The following is a 19,292-nucleotide window of genomic DNA, read 5'->3' on the forward strand; positions in this document are numbered from 1 at the left end:
TATTATACTAGGTTTTATTATAAATATGGAGTTTTTAGCTTTGTTAATATAATAATTTAGTTGCGTTTTCCAATTTTTTTGGCTGGATTTCCGGCAAAAATTTCACCATTGGGAATGTTTTTAGTAACTACACTACCCATGCCAATGACAGCTTGATTTTCAATACTAACACCATCAACAATGCACACATTTGCCCCAATCCAAACATCAGAACCTATCGTTATTCCTTTGGATGTGACTGTTTGCTCTTTTATGGATTTACTAAGGGAAATACCGTGATTAAAGGCATATATTTTAGTTCCATTAGCAATACGAGTATTTTTTTTAACTATTACCCCTTTTGCCCCACCATCTATATAAACTCCAGCATTAATACTTACACCATCTTCAATAATAATAGGGCCATGTAAAAAAGTTTCCGCACCAATAGAAACATTATTTCCAATAATAATATCTCTTCCAGGTTCTGCAAAGATATTTGCTAATGAAGAAATAAAACAATTTTCTCCAATTTTTACGGTTTCTAATTCTGTTAATTCTTTTTGAATTTCTTCTTGCCATGGTTTCGCCCATAACAAATGTTTCTCTTTTAAAGAATAATAAAGCCATGGCATATAATTTAAACGCCGTTTATGTTGTTCTATATATTTTTCCACTTATTCTGCCTTTTATAGAGTTTTTAATTCTACTTTTTTATAGCTAATCATTGTTCTTCTAGCATCAAATAAGCTTTTATAACTTTCATAACGAATTCGTAATTTTTCAGTTTCAGCTCGTACAGTAACAATTTTTTCAAGTAGCTCGATATATTCTGAATCTGCTTCTGCAAGTCGTTTTAATCTTGCTTCTGGTATTTTGTCAGCGGTCAACTCTATTCGATTCATTATTTTTGCTCGTACAGATGTGCGTAATAGTTCTAAACGCTCAGCTTCTTTTCTTTTTTCAACATATTCTAAACCAATTTTGTTGGCTAATTGAATAATCTCCTCTAGCCCTAATTCTTTTATTGGAGCAGCAGCAGGCTGATTTTGAAAATAATTTTTAGTTACTTTTTCTTCTGACAAATGTTTACCTTTATTTTAGAGAAGTAGTACTCATTTCCAACATACGTTCTAAAGCTAGTTTTGCAAGCGATCGGTTGGGTTCGTGCACTTGAATAATGTTTTGGGGGGTTCCGAGTTTTATTTGCTCTAAAGCCCAAGTTAAATGCGGTAAGTCTATTCTATTCATTGTGCCACAAAGACACATAAAAGGATTAATACTGATAATAGTTTTATCCGCATTTTCTTTTGCAATTCTGTTTACTAAATTAAGCTCTGTTCCAACTGCCCACTTACTTCCTGCAGGACTTGCTGCAATTGTTTTAACAATAAAATCAGTAGAACCTGCACAATCAGATTTATCGACAACTTCCATAGCACATTCAGGATGTGAAATAATTTTAAATTCAGGATCTTTTGCTCTTATGGCATCTATTTGTTTCGCAGTAAACATCATGTGAACAGGACAACAACCTTCCCAAAGCATTACTTTGGTAGTTTTTATCATTTCTTTTGCAAGTCCACCATAAGGTTTTTTAGGATTCCATAAATTCATCTCTTCTAAAGGAATCCCTAATTTTTTTGCAGTATTTCTTCCCAGATGCTGATCAGGATAGAAAAAAAGAACCTTTTTTTCTTGCAACGCCCAATCAACAATTTTTGTTGCATTAGAACTGGTACAAATAACTCCACCTTTACTTGCAACAAAAGCTTTTAATGCTGCGCTTGAGTTTACATAAGTAACAGGCATGATACTATCATGTCCCAAAGTTTCTACCAATTGATCCCACGCTTCAACCACGTCATCTGCATCAGCCATATCAGCCATATCACAGCCAGCACCTAGATCAGGCAAGACTACGGTTTGATTCCCTGTTTTTAAAATATCAGCGCCTTCAGCCATAAAGTGTACACCGCAAAAAACTATGAAATCAGCCTCAGATTGTTTTGCTGCATATTGTGCTAATTGCAAAGAATCTCCACGAATATCACTCAATTCAACAATTTCTGGGCGTTGATAATGATGCGCTAATATAACAAGTTTCTTTCCAAAGTAATTTCTAACGGCTTGAATTCGCGCCCGCAACTGAGTCTCTGAAAGTGTGGGGTAGGGAGCTGGTAAAGGAGATTGATACGCAATAGCCATGAAAAAGTCCTTCTAAAATAACCTATATCAAGTACAACTTTATCTTTATGACTTGAATACAACTTAAGCAATAACTCAAGACATGTTTTTTCAATTGGAAGTTTGCGAAGAAAAAAGAAAACAATATAGTTTGAGTGGTAAAATGTAAAATGACTCAGTTTCATGTTCTATTGGGGGAAAAAATGACTCTTCTTTCAGAAATTAAAACAATAGCTGTAATAGGTGCTGGGCAAATGGGAAGCGGAATTGCACAGGTCGCTGCCCAAGCTGGTTTCCAAGTGATATTATGTGACAATCGTTTAGAGGGATTAACAAAAGCAGTTCAAGGAATTGAAAAAAGCTTAACTAAATTATTTGAAAAAGGTAAAATAGAAGAACATCCCCCAGCAATTCTTGGAAGAATTAAAAAAGCTGTACAACTAAATGATATTGCCAATGCTAATTTTGTCATTGAAGCAGTAAATGAAAATGAAAATTTAAAAAAAGAAATATTTTCCCAACTCGATAAAATTCTTCCAGCAAACACAATATTTGCAAGTAATACAAGCAGTTTACCTATTACAAGAATAGCAACTACGACACAAAGAAGTAGCAAATTCATTGGCATGCATTTTATGAATCCAGTTCCTATTATGAATTTAGTAGAAATTATTCGGGGCCATGCTACTAGTGAAGAAACATATTTAATCACTAAACAACTTGCAGAAAAAATGCAAAAAGTTACTGTATGCTCTCAAGATTATCCTGGATTTATAATTAACAGAATTTTGATGCCAATGATCAATGAAGCCTTTTATACGCTTATGGAGGGCATTGCTACTGCTGAAGATATCGATGCTGGTATGAAATTAGGGACAAATCAACCTATGGGTCCTTTAACTTTAGCAGATTTTATTGGACTAGACACTTGTTATGCCATTATGAAAGTATTACATGATGGACTAGGCGACAGTAAGTACAGACCTTGTCCTTTATTAAAAAAATATGTCGATGCTGGCTATTTTGGAAAAAAAACAGGTCAAGGTGTTTACAAGTATTAATTAAACTATGTTATTTTTTTAAATTATGCAAAATATCGTTCCAGAACAAATACTTTATTATCTAAAAAAACAAAATCAAACTGATTATGCATTTTTAGTCTATCAAAACACTGTTTATTTTGCGCAAAATATAGTAACAAACGACTCCCCTTTAACAGCAGTAACAAAACTTATTCAAGGAATATCTGAGCAATATAAAGATAATGCACACTCAATTTTACGCAAAAAAATTTATACATCATACTTTCCTACTAATAAATGTCTAGGAATGATCAAAGTTGCAGCAAAAAGATTTGCATATTTATCAAGCTCACAAACTAATTTATTTCCTATTCCTTTTGAAATTATAGAAATTAAATATTCAATTCATTATGAAATAAATAACGATATCAAAGAGTTTTTACATGGACTTATGTTAAAAAATAGTAAGGAATGCATGCAAGCAGCACTTGCTTTGAAAGAAAAAGTAACAATTAAAAATTCTTTAGCTCTTTCAGATAGAAAAATTGCTGCAATTTTAGTTGATGAAAATTATAATGTTTTAGCTTATGGTTTAAATTCGAATGCAAAAAATAGAACAAGACATGCTGAAATTGATCTAATTTACAGATTTTACAATCAAAATAAAAAAAAATTACCTAAAAATAGTAAATTATTTATCACACTAAAGCCTTGTATAATGTGTTCTAATATGATAACCGAATGTGCTGAAGATATAGTAAACATAAAAGTATATTATTTTGAAAAAGATAATGGTACATTTTCAAAAAAAACCACACTAGATAGTGAAATAAAATGCAGTTTGGCTTCAAAGACTTCATCTAGCATTTTAGAACATCTATATTTGCTTAATTAAGGAAGTCCTTTTGCCTAATAATTTTTCTGAAAAAAAAATACATCCTTCTTTATTAAAAAGAAAAATTATTCATATCGATTTAGACGCTTTTTATGCTGCTGTTGAAATTAGAGATAATCCTTTGCTAAAAGGAAAACCAGTTATTATTGGCGGGCTCCCTCAAGAAAGAAGTGTTGTATGTACTTGTTCTTATGAGGCTAGAAAATTTGGAGTCCGCTCAGCAATGTCATCTGCAATGGCTAAAAAACTTTGTCCTCAAGCTATTTTTATTCGCCCACAATTTGAAAAATATAAAAAAGCATCTCAAATCGTTTTTCATATTTTGCAAAAATATTGTTCAACCATTGAACCTATGTCTCTTGATGAAGCGTATCTTGATGTTACGAATGAGTCTAAAGAATCCTCAGCCACTGCTATAGCCCAAAGTATTCGAAATGAAATATATTCAAATACACAGTTAACTGCATCTGCAGGAATAGCTCCAAATAAAATGGTTGCGAAAATAGCATCTGATATCAATAAACCGAATGGTTTAACCATAATAAAACCTAAAGATTGTTATTTTTTTATGCAAGATTTACCTTTAAAAAAAATTCCTTTTATTGGCCCAGTAACAGCACAAAAATTCGCAACTCACGAGCTCATCACTTGTAGAAATGTTATTGAAGCTGGAAAAGATTATATCATAGAACATTTTGGTGAATCGGCAATTTGGGTTTGGGAAAAAGCTCAAGGTATTGATGAAAGCGAGGTTTGTACTACCCATATTCGTAAATCTTTTGGTGAAGAAGAAACTTTTGCAAAAGATTTAACCAATGTTTCTGAAATACAAACCGAATTAAATCGCATAGCTAAAAGTTTATATCTAATATTAGAACGCAAAAATATAGCCTTTAAAACAATTTCAATTAAGGTAAAGTATAATAATTTTCAAGTTAAAACTAAGGCAAAAAGTTTTCCATTATACTTTAGCGATCTTTTCTCAATGCAAAAAATTTCCAATGAATTATTCCTTGAAATGGAAAAAACAGCTCTTCCTATTCGATTACTAGGAGTTTCTGTTTCGAATGTTATTAGTAAGAATGAGATGCAACAGGTTACTTTATTCCCTGATTATATTTAATTTTTAATCCAGTTAAATTGTCTAATTGAACTAACAGATAACAGATTTAGAATATAGTTTTTCATCTTATGAAAGAGTTTTTTTTACTTATTAAAAGTTTAATGAAACAGGAAAAACAAGGTGATTGCTAAATGAATTTAAATTACTTTTATTAAATATTAACTAGCATAAACTATTGCAAATTTAAAAATATTCCACTATTTTCCTTTAGTTACTTTTGTTAACTCCAAAATTCAAGGAAATAGTTTTATGAAAAGCTTAATGTTTGAAAGCTATGGTAATTCATCCGTATTAAAAATTGTTGAAGAAAATATCCCTATTCCTGCAAAGAATGAGGTCTTATTAAAAGTAAAAGCAGCAGGAATTAATCCTTTAGATTGGAAAATAAGAAATGGTGACTTAAAAATCATGACCGGAAATAAGTTTCCAAAATATTTAGGTTGTGAATTTTCAGGAATTGTAGAAAAACAAGGAAATGATATAACAGATAATATTGTTGGTAAAAGAATTTTTGGATACATGCCAAATACTATGGCTCCAGGGGCAATGCGCGAATACATCTGCGTACCAAGATCTAATGTAGCAGTTATACCAAATTCAGTTAGTTTTGAAGAAGCAGCTGGAGTTATTATAACATGTACCGCAGCTCATCAAGCTATTACAGAATTAGCGCAAGCAAAAGCAGGACAAAGTATATTAATCAATGGTTGTTCAGGCGGATTAGGATTATTTGCTCTTCAAATAGCTAAAAATTTGCAATTGAAAATTACAGGAACTGCTTCAGGAGATGGAATTGCTATTGCTAAAGAATTTGGTTGCCCAACTGTAATTGATTATAAAAAAACAGACGTCCTTGTTAGCAACGAGAAATATGACATTATTCTTGAATTATCTGGAAGAATGCCTTTTTCACAAGCAAAAAAAATAATGCAAGATAAATCAGTTTTTATAAACCCTTCGCCTGATTTAGGAAGTATTATTTTTTCAATTTTTCATAATTTATTTTCAGGAAAAAAAATTAAACTTTTAATGACAAAATATTCACAAGAAAAACTAAATTTATTAATTGATTTAATGAATAAAAATTTAAAAATTAAAGTGAATAAAATATATCCTTTTTCTGAAGTTATTAAAGCTTATCAAGAAACTGAAATAAAAAGTCCCATAGGAAAAAATATTATTAAATTTGATTAATGTTTTTCATTACAATTTCTTACCGTTGCACTACGATTAAATAGAGTTCCTGTTGAATTTACACACAAAGGAAAATCAGAAAGTGAAAAATCTCTTACAAAAAATGGGCTACTCCAACCAAATAAATAAGACTGTAAACTTATAGTAATTTTCTTTGCAGAAATTGGCACTAAAGGTGTTACCGTAAAATTACTTTTTTGCCCCCACCAACTATGGAAATTTTCTATCTCACCATTTTTATGCTCAACAACTATTTCTATAGAAGAGTTGTACCATCCATCATTAACAAAAATAATGCTTCTTCTTTTAGTTCCACCTGCAGGAACTTGTGCATCTAATTTATCTTGCTCAATTTTAAATTCTGTAGCATTAATAAGATTATTATAACTTTCAAGTGCTTTCTCTCTTTCACGCTTTTCAAAGTTGTCAAAAGATTCTGCTAGTACTTTACTTCCTTCTGAAATAGTTACACTTGAATTATTTTTTTTATGATCAGTTTTGTTTAAATTTATAAATGAAATATTATTTTTCTGTAAAACTAATTGATCCTCCATATTTTTCAAATTTATTTTTATTTTACTGTTTTCATATTCTAAAGAATAATTTTTTAAATTTCCTTTTTTAAGTGGCTTAGTGTATAACTTATTTGAATATTCATCTAGAAAATAGTAATTTCCTAAATCATCTGAACCTAAGTATTTTTTTGTGGAATCAAATAAAATAATGATATCTTTCTTAATATCATACCATGCAAAAGAACCATAAGAATCAGTTAAAGATAAAACTTCAAAATGTTTTTTATTTGATAATAAGATTTTTTGCATGACTTCACTTAAATCAATTGCTTTATCCTCTGAAAGAGAGAAATTTACACCTGTAAGAAAAAACTCTCCTTCAGTATTCGGAGTATATAAATATCTACTATTTGTTAAAATAACTGGCTTATGATTTACAATTGAAATTGATTTAATATCACTTAATTCATTACAATTATCACAAATTTTTACTTTTGTAGCTTTTTGTTGATTTTCTTCCCTCTGGTATAAAGAAAGACTAAGTGTTTTTGGATCACGACTTGTAAAATAATAAACAAATTTACCATCACTTTTTTTCAGAAAACCAGCATATTCAGAAGACAACATTTCTTTACTTTCTTCATTCGATAAAACAATTAGTTTTCCACCGGGAATTTCTTCACTCGAATTGATAAACCAAGCAATTAAATCATTATTCTTATCAGTAACTTTTACAGGTTGGCTAATATGAAATGATCTTTGTACTTTTAAAAGTGCTTCAATCAATCTTGGTTGCATTTTAAATCTAGCACTTTCTTTAACATCTATTTTAAGTAAATTTCTTATTTCGCCGATCCTTGCAATGGTAAATTCCCAATCTCCAAATATTCCAGGGATAGAAGATTCAGAATTTTTATAAATCAAAGTATTGTGTTGAATATCAAAAAATGGTTCTGAATTTCTACTCACCTGGACTATAGGAATTGTATTTTCTTTATTTGTAACAAGTAAGTTTTGTTTAAAAATGAGACCACTTTGTTTGTCATAGTAATATACTAAATTATCTTTTTTTCCTAGAAGGCTAAATTTACTGAAGTTAAAATATTGTTCATTTAATATGAAAGGAGAATAAAGTTCATTTTTTCCAAAATCATACCATGCAGATTTATCTATACCATTTTGTTTAATATGATTTACTTTTATTAATCCTTCATGCTCAGGGAATGTAGCAGCTAAATTTTTTAACTCATTCAAAAACTTGCTTTGATCAGATTCTGTAACTTCTGTTTCAAAGATATTCGTAATTTTCCCATTACTTGGATTAATTTGATATGTTTTATTATTTTCTTTTATGGTCAAGTTTTTCTGCATTTTTCCAGAAATGAATATTTTTGTATTTTCCCCTATAGAAAAAGAATTATTTTTGACAAATTTAAGTGGATTTTTTAAAGACGAAAGATCAATGGTCCAAACATCATTCGTTTTAACAAATAAGCTATAAGTAGCATTTTTTCCGACTTCAAGAGTATATTTCCCATTTCCACCATCTATATTATACCTTATTTTATTAGTATACTCTGAAGGAATAACTGGAGTTAATAAGGTTCTATTCTTGTTATCTAATGCAATATGAATATCACTATTTTCTGTTTCAAAATGCAAATTTCTAACTGAATATTCAAATAAATCAACAAAGTAGCGAAACACAAATTGTGCATTTTTGTTCTCAGAAATTTTATTAACAGCCTCTAATTCGGAATTATGTCTTGTCATAATACCTGGAGTATAAGAATATGTATATGATATAGTTTTTTCCATTAAAAAAGGAAGTACGATTGCAGTATTTTCATCTAGAGTAATTCTTGTAACAGAAGGTAAATCTAATGTCTCACGGATATTGAATTTATTAACAGGATCTGGGGTAGGAAATTTTGAACTTCCTTGAAAGTTTGAAAAGTAACTATTAAAAATTCCTTTATGCCAATTTTTTGTTTTATGCATGAAGTGTGATCCATAAGTTATTTTAATTTCAGTACCCGAGGTAAAATCAATTTTTTTAATCACGGCTGAATTTAAATTTCCTGAACAATTACCAGTTCCAGATTTTGAGTAACTACTATGAGCCAGTGAAATAATATTCAAATTTGGTGAACAATCAGATAGTTTTCCATATCGAGAATGATCTTTTAAAAATTCATTAAAAAATTTTGCAATTTGAATGGATTCCTCTTGCGCTTCTATCGCTGCACTTGCAAAACCTGTAAAACCGATGGCAAGACCAGCAAATGGAGTTCCTATATATCCCAATACGGAAGAAGCAACACCTTCTCCTAAAGCTAAACTTCCTAAAGACATCGAAGCATTAATAGTATCAAACGAAAATTGGGTTGCAAAAATCCCTTTTTGCGATCCTACGGCGTAGGAATATTCAAATGCATCAAGAGCAGCTGCTGCAACAGAAAATCCTGGAGTTAGATATCTTGCAGCTGTTAATTTATTAACAACCTGATCAACTCTTGGCATGAAATTTCCTTCATTAGTAATAACATTTGTTTTAATTAATGCTGATATCATTTCTTCAGTTTGTTTTATTTTTTGCAAAATATCTGTGGTTAATTGAACATCAATAAGATAGTTTTGTGCTTTAATCAGTTTACTTAATGCCGGATCATAAGAAGATTCATCTTCACCATTACTACTATTCTTTTTATACATACCATAAATGGTTTGTGCTAATAACAAAGGAGTTATTCCTAGACCATCTCCTTCTCCCATATTTTTAATCACACCATTTTCATCAGTTTTAATGGGAATATTTTTCACATTTTGTATTTCATTGCTAAAAGCATTCCAAATTTGATTTATTCTTATTGATTCATCGGTCGAAAGTTGTATATTTTTCTTTAATTCACCTGTTTCACTATTAATAAATGATATTTGCTTTTCTTGCGCATTTAGAGTTGATAAAATTGGTGCAAAATTTTTACTTAGTTTGTATTTATTCCTTGCATTTTCAGTAAATTCTTTAATATATTTCGCATATTTTTTTGCCTCAGCTTTTGTACTATAAATTTTTTGCATAGATTTTAAAGTACTTGGCAAATCACCCAATGGTCCAGAAGAGCCTTCTTCAACTATTTCGTTTAATTCAAATGCAACACTTCTTAAATTATCTTTATTTTCACTTAATTTTTTTAAGTCGAGATCCTCAGGTAAATATGTAGCTTTAATTGTTAAAAAATCTTGTTTATTTTTCCTATAAACATAAAATTTATCACCTTCTTTATGACCTGTATATTTATTGTCATGTAAGTAAAATTTATCGCCATTTTTATCAACCCGAACATCTGTGGTTCTAATACTTACTATTTGAACAGGAATTTCTAAGTCATTTAAAGAAGTCAATAAATTTTTTGCATAGTTTTCTAAAAGTAAAATGTCATTTGCATTTTTTGATGGATTACAACTAACTAAACTTATGTAGTCTAACCTTTGTGAGTTTGTCGTTTTAAATAAATTATCTTTTATTTTTTTTGCCAATAAGTCTGCTGCTATGCCACCAATAAGAAGGCTATTATTAACTTCTTTTGAATGCCCTACTACATGTATTTCAATTTTATTTTTTAGATCTCTATTCAACTCTCTTTCATTTATTAAAGAAACCTCATTTTCATCTTCCACATCTGATTCTGACATTTCTTTTAGTTTTTCAATTCTATCCTTCTCTTTTTCAGAAATATATTTATCAAAATTATCATTTTCTACAAAATAAAGTTCAGAATTTTCTTTTAATTTATTATAAATATTTTTAGCAGCAGTTTTAGTATTTTCGTCTTGCCCTAATTGTAAAATAAGATTTTGACGACTTTTTTGAAAATCAGAACTTCTTTTAAACCAACTTGAAACAGAAGCCTCTGGAGTAAAAGAATTAAATATTTTGTTTAAATACATTATTTCTGCTGAAGGATTAATTTTTGCAACTTTATCTAATATTTTATTATATACGTAAGGCCCAGAAATAGAAATTGTAGAATCAATATTTGTCATTAAGGTATCGTATCGATAAAAATTTTCTGCACCTTTATTTACAGTATTTGTTTCCTTTGATGGTAATTTAAATCCTGGGTTATTTTTTTCATTTGTAAAAATTTGTAAATAATTACTTTTTATTAGATCGATAAGTTGTTGCAGCCAATGTTCATTACTATGAATAGAATGACTTAAAATAAATGAATTATTACCGCGTATAATTTTAAACTCACCTTCGCGCACATATTGATCTTCTAATTTAAAAAATAAATTATCTACATTTAAATATTTTGGATCTTTTGCAATTCTTTCAATTTCTTCTGGCAAGTTTTTAATAGCTTCTTTCACATTTGGATCTAAATTTGATAGATTTAAAAGAAAATTTATTTTAGATTTTAATAGTTTTAATGAATTATTTTCAGTTATTTTGTATGATGGAATTAAGTTTTTATTATTTAATATAATTTCGTTGAAAAATGCCTGAGTAATCAGACTAAGTGAAAGATCTTTCGCTAATGGTAAATCAAAATAATTTTTCAAAGTGCTATTTTTGGCTATTAACTCATAAATAGGAATCATTGTTGGAAGTAAGTCAATATCTGCATATGCTCCAGCAAACTTATCTACTATATATAAACGAAAAATGTCTGAACCAGCAGCAAAGTTAAACCGCAAATCAAGTTCATGTTCAAATATTTTTAACATATCCCAGTTTGCAACTACATTCCGAATATTTTTGAATTTTAAATTGTTAAAATTTTTCTCTAAATATTCAATATCCTGATTCATTTTTTTAACATTTTCTAGGTATTTTTTTTCAGCTAATTTTTCATTTGGTTTTTTATAAATTTCTTTATCAATAAAATTTGCTCTAATTGTGTCTTTAGTTGCATTTTTATTTTTTATTAGTTCTTGGGAAAAGTATTCTAATAACTGGTTTTGTAATTCAACATATTTATCAGAAAATCTATTTTCATAATTTATTTCATATTTATATTTTGCCAATGTGATATCTAAATACTCTTTAAAACTTTTTTGTGTTTCATAAGTAAATAAATTTTGAGAATCATACCAAATTTGTACTTGATAATCAGGATTTATTTTTGCCCAAATTTTTACATAATCAATTTGTGCTTCACCCAATGGCCCCCCTAACCAAATAAAGTGCAAATTCTTAGCTACAGGTTTTGCAGTACTTATGTATAGTTTTTCTAGATTCGCCGCTAATATCTTATACTTCTGATAATAGACACTATCAAAGTAAGGTCGGGGTAACTCATTTATGAACTCAGATAAAAATTTATACTGCTCCTCAACTGTTTTGCCCTGAAAATTACTTAATTTGTCAATCGTATTAAAATCATAATTACTTGGTACGCTAATTTCATTTTTCATAGACTCTTTAAATTCTGCTATGAATGAACTATCTATCACAATTGTATCATTAAAATTTTTACTTAAGTGAACGTATTTTTCTGTATTTTCTTTTTGATTTTGAGTATTTTTTTCACAACCATTTAAAAAAATGAAGTAGAAAAATAAAAATATGAACTTGTAAATTTTATTTTTTATAAACATAGCGATCCTATATGAAATATGTTTTTGTTTTAAAATCATTTGGATTGAGTGTCGGTGGATATTTTATTAACTAATTAATTTTACTAAATAAACAAACTCAAATCCATATAAATTTGTTTATTTATAAATAACTAAAAAAAAATAAAAATCAAACATTTTTCTAAATTAAATTAACAGAGTTATAAGTATTTAAAAATTTAAGAATTTATTCTCTCCATGAAAAATAAATTATAATTCATATATTAGTTTCAATTTTTTTTATAATTTCAAAATGTTAAAAATTTTTATTCGTTTATTTAGATTATTTTTGTCACTTTTTTTTACTTGTATTTTCATTTTTAATATATTTTATATTTTTCAGCACAAATTAAGTCAACAAAAATTAAAACTAATTTTTACAAAATAGATCCCAAAATATATATATGAAATTTTTTTTATAAAGACATTACATCACTATAACAAAAATGGACATTGGGAAAAAATAATTCTAGAAAATCAAGATATTTTCGGGGTGGATAGTTAAAAATCAAGAAATTTTTTATTCTCCAGCAGCATTTTATGCTAAAAAGAAAATATGTTTCTGCTTAATTTTCTAGAGGTATTTTCTTATGTCTATAGATCATCAATATTTAACCAAAGAACAAATTAAAGTAATAAGTTTATCCTCATTTGGTGGAATGTTAGAATACTTTGACTTTGTTATTTATGGTTTTTATGCACATATAATTGGAGAAGTTTTTTTTAACTCATCATCCCTTTTAGTAAATCAATTGCAAGGATTTAGTATATTTGCATTAGGTTACATAGCACGCCCCATTGGTGGTTTTATCTTTAGTCATATTGGAGATACGCAAAGCAGAAAAAAATCATTCCTCTTTACTATCTTTCTTATGGCCTGCTCGACATTTTTTATTGGTTTTCTTCCCACTTATTCACAGATTGGAATACTTGCACCTATATTATTAGTAGGTCTGCGTTTTGTCCAAGGCTTTGCAGTTGGAGGCGAGCTTCCTGCTTCAATTACTTATGTTTTTGAACATGTTCCAAAACAAAAAAGAGGTTTTGCCTGTGGAATTCTATATTTTGGAGTGATTGGAGGAATAGTATTAGCCTCAATTACATCAACTTTAACTTTTCATTTTTTTCCTCACGCCATCATTCTAGATTGGGGATGGAGAATACCATTTATATTTGGTGGAATATTGGGGATTGTTGGATTAATTTTACGGAGAAATTTAGTTGAATCATCTATTTTTGCAAATATTTATTTAGCAAAAAAAACTGTTAAATATCCAGTATGGGAATTATTTAAAAACTACAAAATGAATTTGCTTTCTGGAGTTTTTATTACTGCATTTTCCGCAATTGTTACTTCATTAGCATTTTATATCCCAAGTTACTTACATGCATACTATGGTTATAATGAATCACAAGTGCTATTTATGAATACCCTTTCTGTTATCATTCAATGTTTTTCTATTATTGTTATGGGAAAATTAAGCGACTATATCACAAGAAAAACAATGGCCACTATTGCTACTATTTTATTTTTCTTTTTAACACCATTTCTCTTCAATTTGTTAGGCACTAATAATGGAGCAATTTTGTGGAGTACAAGTATTTTTCTAGGTATTATTTCAGGCTGTATTGTAGGGTGCATTGCTTCTTTATTAGCAGAGTTGTTTCCTACCAATATCCGTTTTTCTGGAATTTCAGGTTCGTTAAATCTTGCCACTGCATTTTTTGCGGGACCAGCTCCACTCATTTTTGATTTTTCTATTAAATTTTCGCAAAATATTTTACTGCCTGGATTTATCGTCAGCCTTTTTGCTCTTATTGCTTTTTTATTTATTCGTAATATGCAACCACAGTTGGAGAAAATATGAAGATAATAAAATATTTTGCATTTAGTATAATTTTCCTTAATTTCATAGTTTTTTTCACAAGAGAAAAATAATTCAACAAAACTTCCAACCAAAGAAGAAAATTCAAACAATGCTGAACCCAAAAAAAGTATTTTAGATAAAGTTAAATTAGTTAATGCTGAAATTAAAGCAAGCATAAACACTGCTGGAGAAGCCGAACAGGATCAGGAAAAACATGGGATTGATAAAGCCAATAGTAATAGCGAGAATTCTGGGGAAGAAAAATCAACCCCACGATAATATATCTTTCGTTATTTTCATTAAAATCTTTCACTTGTTATTTCCGCATTCATATTTTCCCATATTGTATATGGTTCAAAATAGTGTGAAATATTAATCCCTTTCTTTTTAAGAACTTCAGAAATTGTTTCATTTTTAGATTCAATCTTAACTGATATTTTTTCAAATTTTTCTAAATTACTATTATCTTTTAAATCAAGGCGGTTATTAAGTTTATTAGTATTATATAAACATTTTACCTCACCCTTATTATCAACCATAATTAAAGAATTTTTAGTGCAAATATTTTCGCCAATTTGTGTATCATTTTCTAGAATAGCATATAAATATTTATAACTTGTTAAACTAAATTTAACATATTGAATTGCAAATTTTGGATCACTTAACTTACTGTCTTCATTTGTAAAAGGAATTTGAATTATCCTATCAATTTTATCTAATTGATTATTGTCATCAAAAAAATAAATATTACAATTATAAGATTTTTCTTTATTGTCATAATGAGAATCTACAATTGAATTTTTTCCATATGGTCTGCACAATTGCTTATTACCTACAATTTTACTTACCTCTATTGCTCTTTCATTTTTATTTTTTTCAAAATTATTAATAATATAAAAAAAATCAGAAACAGAATCTCTTGGGTAATTGTTGCCATATAATCCTATATTTTTTATTTTTCTATCCAGATCTTCTCTCAAATATTCCATTAATAAAAAAAATTTTCGATCAGAATTTAAATTAATATTTATTATATTATTTAATTTTCCACCTGTTTTACCAATTTCAATTTTATATGAATTATAATTAATTTTAAATTCTAGTAATTCAATATTAATAAAATTTTTTTCATTTTCATTTATTTTTTTAATTTTTAAAATTAAATCATCTTTAAACTTTATCTGTTCATTTTTACTTTTTTTATCTTCCTTTATTTTATACTCAATCGCAAAATTACTTTCAGGATTATTTTGTGTATCATTATTTTCAGAATATAAGATAAATTTCTGGTTATTTATACTAATTTTTTTATTTTCTAAGTCAAATTCTTTCCCAAAAATTTTTATTTTATTAAATTCAAATTTGCAATTTTCAGCATATAATATTTTATTGTCACGCATTAAAATATTTTTAAATTCTCTTTCTCCACAATACAAATTATAAGAAACTGAATTTTCAATATTACTTTCATTTTTTTGATTAAAATTTACATACAAAACTTTGTCAAATTTTTGCGAAACATTATCTTCATCTTTTTTCTTTCCACAACTTGAAGTAAAAAAAATTATTAAAATGATATAAACAATTTTCATTTGCCATCCTTATAATAAGTTATTTTCAAATAAATAATATATGCAGATTTATATAAACCTGCATATTTTTTTTATTTTAATAATTTACTTTAAAACTTAATTACTTTTACTCTTCAAGTTTACTTATTGGGAAAACTTGAAAACCATAATTAGGTGAAGTATATATCATATAATAAGTAACTCCTCTATTATTCCAATTATTTTTTTCATTAAATTCAATGGTATTACATGCTATACTTTCTATATTACCATTTTTTGCTTCATTATAAACTTTACTAATATTTGCCAAGTTTTCTTTATTAGTATTATTTATATTTAAAGACCTTATTACCAAATCTTCTTTAACAAAAAAGCAGTTTTTAATTCTATCATCATTTTCAGCATAATTTTTGATGCTTAAAGTATGAGTATCACTACCAATACTAATTTCATTTCCATTCGTATCCTCTACTTTATTCCCCTTTACGATTTTATAATTTATATCAAATGCCTCTGGAGCGGGTAAATTATTAAAAGTAACAGCTAATTGTTTACCTACTATAATTTTATTTACATTTGTAACGTCTGGATTTTTTAATTTTGGCTTTCCTGTATCATCATCAATTTTTGGTAAACCAGTTTTAGGATCTATTTCAAAACGCCCTTCTGCAAATTGTGCTTCGTGTAATTCTAAAGATAATGTTTGAAGATTTTCACCTATTTTACCATATAAATACCTAGTATTTCCTGCGGGGTCAGAATTAAATTGAGCACTACTAGATTTTCCTTTACTTAGGACTATTGAAAAATCTCCTTTAAAAATTTTATTTTCAATTTCTTTTTTCAAAATGATTTGCGTAACTAAAATGTTGCAGTTATAATCTTCATCACTAAAATACGCTATTGTATTATATATTTTTGTAATTGTTTGCCTTTTAAGTTCAACAACACTATTATCTTTACGCATACACTTTACTTGCGTAGTAATTTCGTAATCAGAATTATTTACTTGATTATTACTGAAGTTCACAGTAAGTTCTTTGTAAGTTTTAACTTGTAGCTCTTCAGTATTATGTTGTTTTTCTCCACCTTTTTTACAACCTGTGGATGCTAACGCTATAACTAGCAGACTACCTGTAACAATTTTTAGCATTTTAGACATATTATCTCCGTTATCTAGTATAAAAGTACTTAGCCAGATTCAGCCCGATTATTAATGAATGTAAGAACTGTCAAATTTATAAATAATTAATTTTACTGTTTATATTACATTTTTTTTAAGAGCTCAGAATTAAAATAAAAATTTTAAAAAAAATAAAAATTTATAAATTAAAACATTAATTTAAATTTTTTATTTGTGTAAAATGAACAATAAAAAATACAATTTCGAAGCAATAATTTAAAAATTAAATAATTTTATATATTTATTAATAGTATTATACATTTATAACAAATTTTAAATAGCTAATGTTCTCAGGCGCCTCTCAACCTATGGACTTATATATATTTCTATAGAAGTAATAAAGTTTTTTAAACAATTAATATTATTAAAAAATAGTGAATTTTTTATAAAATTTCAATTTTTTTTCCTATCGACTTCACCCACACTTTTCTGCTATAAATCAGAGTGAACTTTTATTCATCATCCTTTTTCCTGAATAAAGGTTATAATATTAGGAGGTTATAATGTCGGTAGTTAACCAAGAAGACAAAAAGGTAACACGTTTTATGAAAGCTAGAGCAAAAAATTTAGTTGTTGCAGGGGTTTCCGTTGCAGCCTTATTTGGAGTCACTTGTGCAGGAGTACTGGTTTTCAAACCAGAAGCTGTTAATAACATTACTAAAAGCCTAACAGCCCAAGCTTCAAATGGGTATGCATTACCACAAGCTACTGTTCAAACAGCAAATCCTGATACGGCTTTTTTGAAATCCTTTAAGAAGGTATTTTCGGGTATTGCAAAGGATAGCAGACCAGCTTTGGTATTCATCATTGCTGAAAAAAAAGTAACAGTACAGCAAAATGAATTTCCATTTCCTGATGATTTCTTTTTTCCTTTTATGCCGCCTCAATTTAAAGGGCCAAAAGGCCAAAAAGATAAAAGACAATCTGTTGAAACAGATGGTGGTTCTGGATTTATCGTCGATTTAAAAAGCGGTTACATTATAACAAATAACCACGTCATTGAAGGCGCTGATAAAATTACAGTAACAACTTATGATAATAGAAAATACAAAGCTAAGGTTGTTGGAACAGCCAAAAATTTAGATATTTCTGTTCTAAAACTTGAAGATTTCAAACCATCAAATGAATTAAAACAAGTTAGTTTAGCAAATTCAGATGAAGTAGAAGTGGGCGACTGGGCGATAGCATTAGGAGCACCTTTTGAATTACCCCAAACTCTTACCATGGGTGTTGTCAGTGCCGTTCAAAGATCAAGTGATACCTTAGGAATCACTGGAGCAAATAGTTTCATCCAAACAGATGCGGCCATCAATCCAGGAAATTCAGGCGGTCCTCTTGTTAACTTAGATGGACAAGTCATTGGAATGAATACTGCTATTTATTCAAAAAATGGAACTAGCGTGGGTATTGGTTTTGCAATTCCTTCAAATACTATTCGTTTAGTTGCAGAATCAATTATTAATAATGGTAAATTTAAACAAGTTTACTTAGGTGTTGAAATGTATGACCTCAATCGTTTTGGTACAGCTGCCATGAAAGACATGAAAGTTGATCCAAATACTGAAGGGGCATTAGTTATCCGCGCCGTTCCAAAAAGTCCTGCAGCCCAAGCTGGTTTAAAACCATACGACATCATTCAAAGTGTAAATGGCAAACCAGTTAAATCTAGTATTGAAATTCAAAGACAAATTATCTTCTTAAAACCTGGTTCTGAAGTTAAATTAGGTATTTTAAGAGAAGGAAAAAACATTGTTTTAACAGCTAAAGTAGCAGAACTTCCAAATAAACAAGACATCAATGAAGCAAATGCTGATGATAATTCGAGTGATTCTAAACAAGAAAGATCCATGGCTTCAGCTTATGGGTTAATGCTCTCGAATAAATCTTCAGGATCTGATAAAGGTGTTTTGATTACTGGTGTGCAAAACGGCAGTCCTGCAGCACAAGCTGGCTTAAAACAAGGAGATCTTATCCTCAAAGTCAACAAACAAGCAGTAGCTTCCGTAAAAGAGTTTGAAGATATCTTGAAAAAAGCGAAAAAATCAGGTGAAAATTCTCCTATCTTTTTACTCGTTGCCAGAGATGACGGTTCAAGTTTAGCAGTCATCTTGCCACCAAACAGTTAATATT

12 protein-coding genes are annotated in these 19,292 nt (G+C 28.5%); 6 read left to right on the top strand and 6 right to left on the bottom strand.

Annotated features, from left to right (window positions below):
- Nucleotides 1–56 precede the first annotated feature (56 nt).
- From QEJ31_RS05020 to nadA, 3 genes are read right to left on the bottom strand one after another with little or no spacing between them, the layout of a single operon-like run.
- Complete coding sequence (locus QEJ31_RS05020) at nucleotides 57–614, bottom strand: acyltransferase (RefSeq protein ID WP_348524548.1); 558 nt, start codon at nucleotides 612–614, stop codon at nucleotides 57–59.
- A 54-nt stretch (nucleotides 615–668) separates the two neighbouring features.
- Nucleotides 669–1,064 carry a hypothetical protein gene (locus QEJ31_RS05025; protein WP_280592685.1) on the bottom strand — a complete coding sequence of 132 codons (396 nt, stop codon included), beginning with the start codon at nucleotides 1,062–1,064 and terminating at the stop codon, nucleotides 669–671.
- 10 nt (nucleotides 1,065–1,074) lie between these two features.
- Nucleotides 1,075–2,187 (bottom strand): quinolinate synthase NadA, encoded by a 1,113-nt coding sequence (gene nadA, locus QEJ31_RS05030; protein WP_280592687.1) that lies wholly within the window; start codon nucleotides 2,185–2,187, stop codon nucleotides 1,075–1,077.
- A gap of 182 nt (nucleotides 2,188–2,369) precedes the next feature.
- On the opposite strand from nadA, the gene QEJ31_RS05035 reads away from it, so the two are divergent.
- The 4 genes from QEJ31_RS05035 (at nucleotide 2,370) to QEJ31_RS05050 (ending at nucleotide 6,400) form a co-directional block, all read left to right on the top strand.
- Nucleotides 2,370–3,227: a 3-hydroxybutyryl-CoA dehydrogenase gene (locus tag QEJ31_RS05035; RefSeq protein WP_280592688.1), complete on the top strand. Its 858-nt coding sequence runs from the start codon at nucleotides 2,370–2,372 to the stop codon at nucleotides 3,225–3,227.
- 25 nt (nucleotides 3,228–3,252) lie between these two features.
- Complete coding sequence (locus tag QEJ31_RS05040; RefSeq protein ID WP_280592689.1) at nucleotides 3,253–4,083, top strand: Bd3614 family nucleic acid deaminase; 831 nt, start codon at nucleotides 3,253–3,255, stop codon at nucleotides 4,081–4,083.
- Nucleotides 4,084–4,093: 10 nt separating this feature from the next.
- Nucleotides 4,094–5,206 carry a DNA polymerase IV gene (gene dinB, locus QEJ31_RS05045; protein ID WP_280592690.1) on the top strand — a complete coding sequence of 371 codons (1,113 nt, stop codon included), beginning with the start codon at nucleotides 4,094–4,096 and terminating at the stop codon, nucleotides 5,204–5,206.
- A 249-nt stretch (nucleotides 5,207–5,455) separates the two neighbouring features.
- Nucleotides 5,456–6,400 carry an NAD(P)-dependent alcohol dehydrogenase gene (locus QEJ31_RS05050; protein WP_280592691.1) on the top strand — a complete coding sequence of 315 codons (945 nt, stop codon included), beginning with the start codon at nucleotides 5,456–5,458 and terminating at the stop codon, nucleotides 6,398–6,400.
- On the opposite strand, the gene QEJ31_RS05055 is transcribed toward QEJ31_RS05050, so the two are convergent.
- Nucleotides 6,397–12,522 (bottom strand): TcdA/TcdB pore-forming domain-containing protein, encoded by a 6,126-nt coding sequence (locus tag QEJ31_RS05055; RefSeq protein ID WP_280592692.1) that lies wholly within the window; start codon nucleotides 12,520–12,522, stop codon nucleotides 6,397–6,399. The two genes, QEJ31_RS05050 and QEJ31_RS05055, sit on opposite strands and share 4 nt — an antisense overlap.
- Nucleotides 12,523–13,130: 608 nt before the next feature.
- Here QEJ31_RS05055 and QEJ31_RS05060 point away from each other — a divergent pair.
- The gene (locus tag QEJ31_RS05060) at nucleotides 13,131–14,408 is read left to right on the top strand and encodes an MFS transporter (protein ID WP_280592693.1); all 1,278 of its coding nucleotides are present in this window, start codon (nucleotides 13,131–13,133) and stop codon (nucleotides 14,406–14,408) included.
- A gap of 299 nt (nucleotides 14,409–14,707) precedes the next feature.
- On the opposite strand, the gene QEJ31_RS05065 is transcribed toward QEJ31_RS05060, so the two are convergent.
- On the bottom strand, nucleotides 14,708–16,000 hold the full coding sequence (locus QEJ31_RS05065; RefSeq protein WP_280592694.1) for a hypothetical protein: 1,293 nt from the start codon (nucleotides 15,998–16,000) through the stop codon (nucleotides 14,708–14,710).
- A 106-nt stretch (nucleotides 16,001–16,106) separates the two neighbouring features.
- The gene (locus QEJ31_RS05070) at nucleotides 16,107–17,141 is read right to left on the bottom strand and encodes a hypothetical protein (RefSeq protein ID WP_280592695.1); all 1,035 of its coding nucleotides are present in this window, start codon (nucleotides 17,139–17,141) and stop codon (nucleotides 16,107–16,109) included.
- Nucleotides 17,142–17,665: 524 nt separating this feature from the next.
- On the opposite strand from QEJ31_RS05070, the gene QEJ31_RS05075 reads away from it, so the two are divergent.
- A complete protein-coding gene (locus QEJ31_RS05075; RefSeq protein WP_280592696.1) occupies nucleotides 17,666–19,288 on the top strand; it encodes a Do family serine endopeptidase in 1,623 nt (540 codons plus the stop codon).
- Nucleotides 19,289–19,292: the final 4 nt, after the last annotated feature.

The organism is Pigmentibacter sp. JX0631 (assembly GCF_029873255.1).
In the GTDB taxonomy this organism is placed as follows: Bacteria; Bdellovibrionota_B; Oligoflexia; order Silvanigrellales; family Silvanigrellaceae; genus Silvanigrella.

Excerpts from the sequence above, each read along its gene's own strand:
- QEJ31_RS05020 (WP_348524548.1), bottom strand. The coding sequence starts at position 614 with ATGCCATGGCTTTATTATTCTTTAAAAGAGAAACATTTGTTATGGGCG.
- nadA (WP_280592687.1), bottom strand. The coding sequence starts at position 2,187 with ATGGCTATTGCGTATCAATCTCCTTTACCAGCTCCCTACCCCACACTT.
- QEJ31_RS05035 (WP_280592688.1), top strand. The coding sequence starts at position 2,370 with ATGACTCTTCTTTCAGAAATTAAAACAATAGCTGTAATAGGTGCTGGG.
- QEJ31_RS05040 (WP_280592689.1), top strand. The coding sequence starts at position 3,253 with ATGCAAAATATCGTTCCAGAACAAATACTTTATTATCTAAAAAAACAA.
- QEJ31_RS05050 (WP_280592691.1), top strand. The coding sequence starts at position 5,456 with ATGAAAAGCTTAATGTTTGAAAGCTATGGTAATTCATCCGTATTAAAA.
- QEJ31_RS05055 (WP_280592692.1), bottom strand. The coding sequence starts at position 12,522 with ATGTTTATAAAAAATAAAATTTACAAGTTCATATTTTTATTTTTCTAC.
- QEJ31_RS05060 (WP_280592693.1), top strand. The coding sequence starts at position 13,131 with ATGTCTATAGATCATCAATATTTAACCAAAGAACAAATTAAAGTAATA.
- QEJ31_RS05065 (WP_280592694.1), bottom strand. The coding sequence starts at position 16,000 with ATGAAAATTGTTTATATCATTTTAATAATTTTTTTTACTTCAAGTTGT.
- QEJ31_RS05070 (WP_280592695.1), bottom strand. The coding sequence starts at position 17,141 with ATGTCTAAAATGCTAAAAATTGTTACAGGTAGTCTGCTAGTTATAGCG.
- QEJ31_RS05075 (WP_280592696.1), top strand. The coding sequence starts at position 17,666 with ATGTCGGTAGTTAACCAAGAAGACAAAAAGGTAACACGTTTTATGAAA.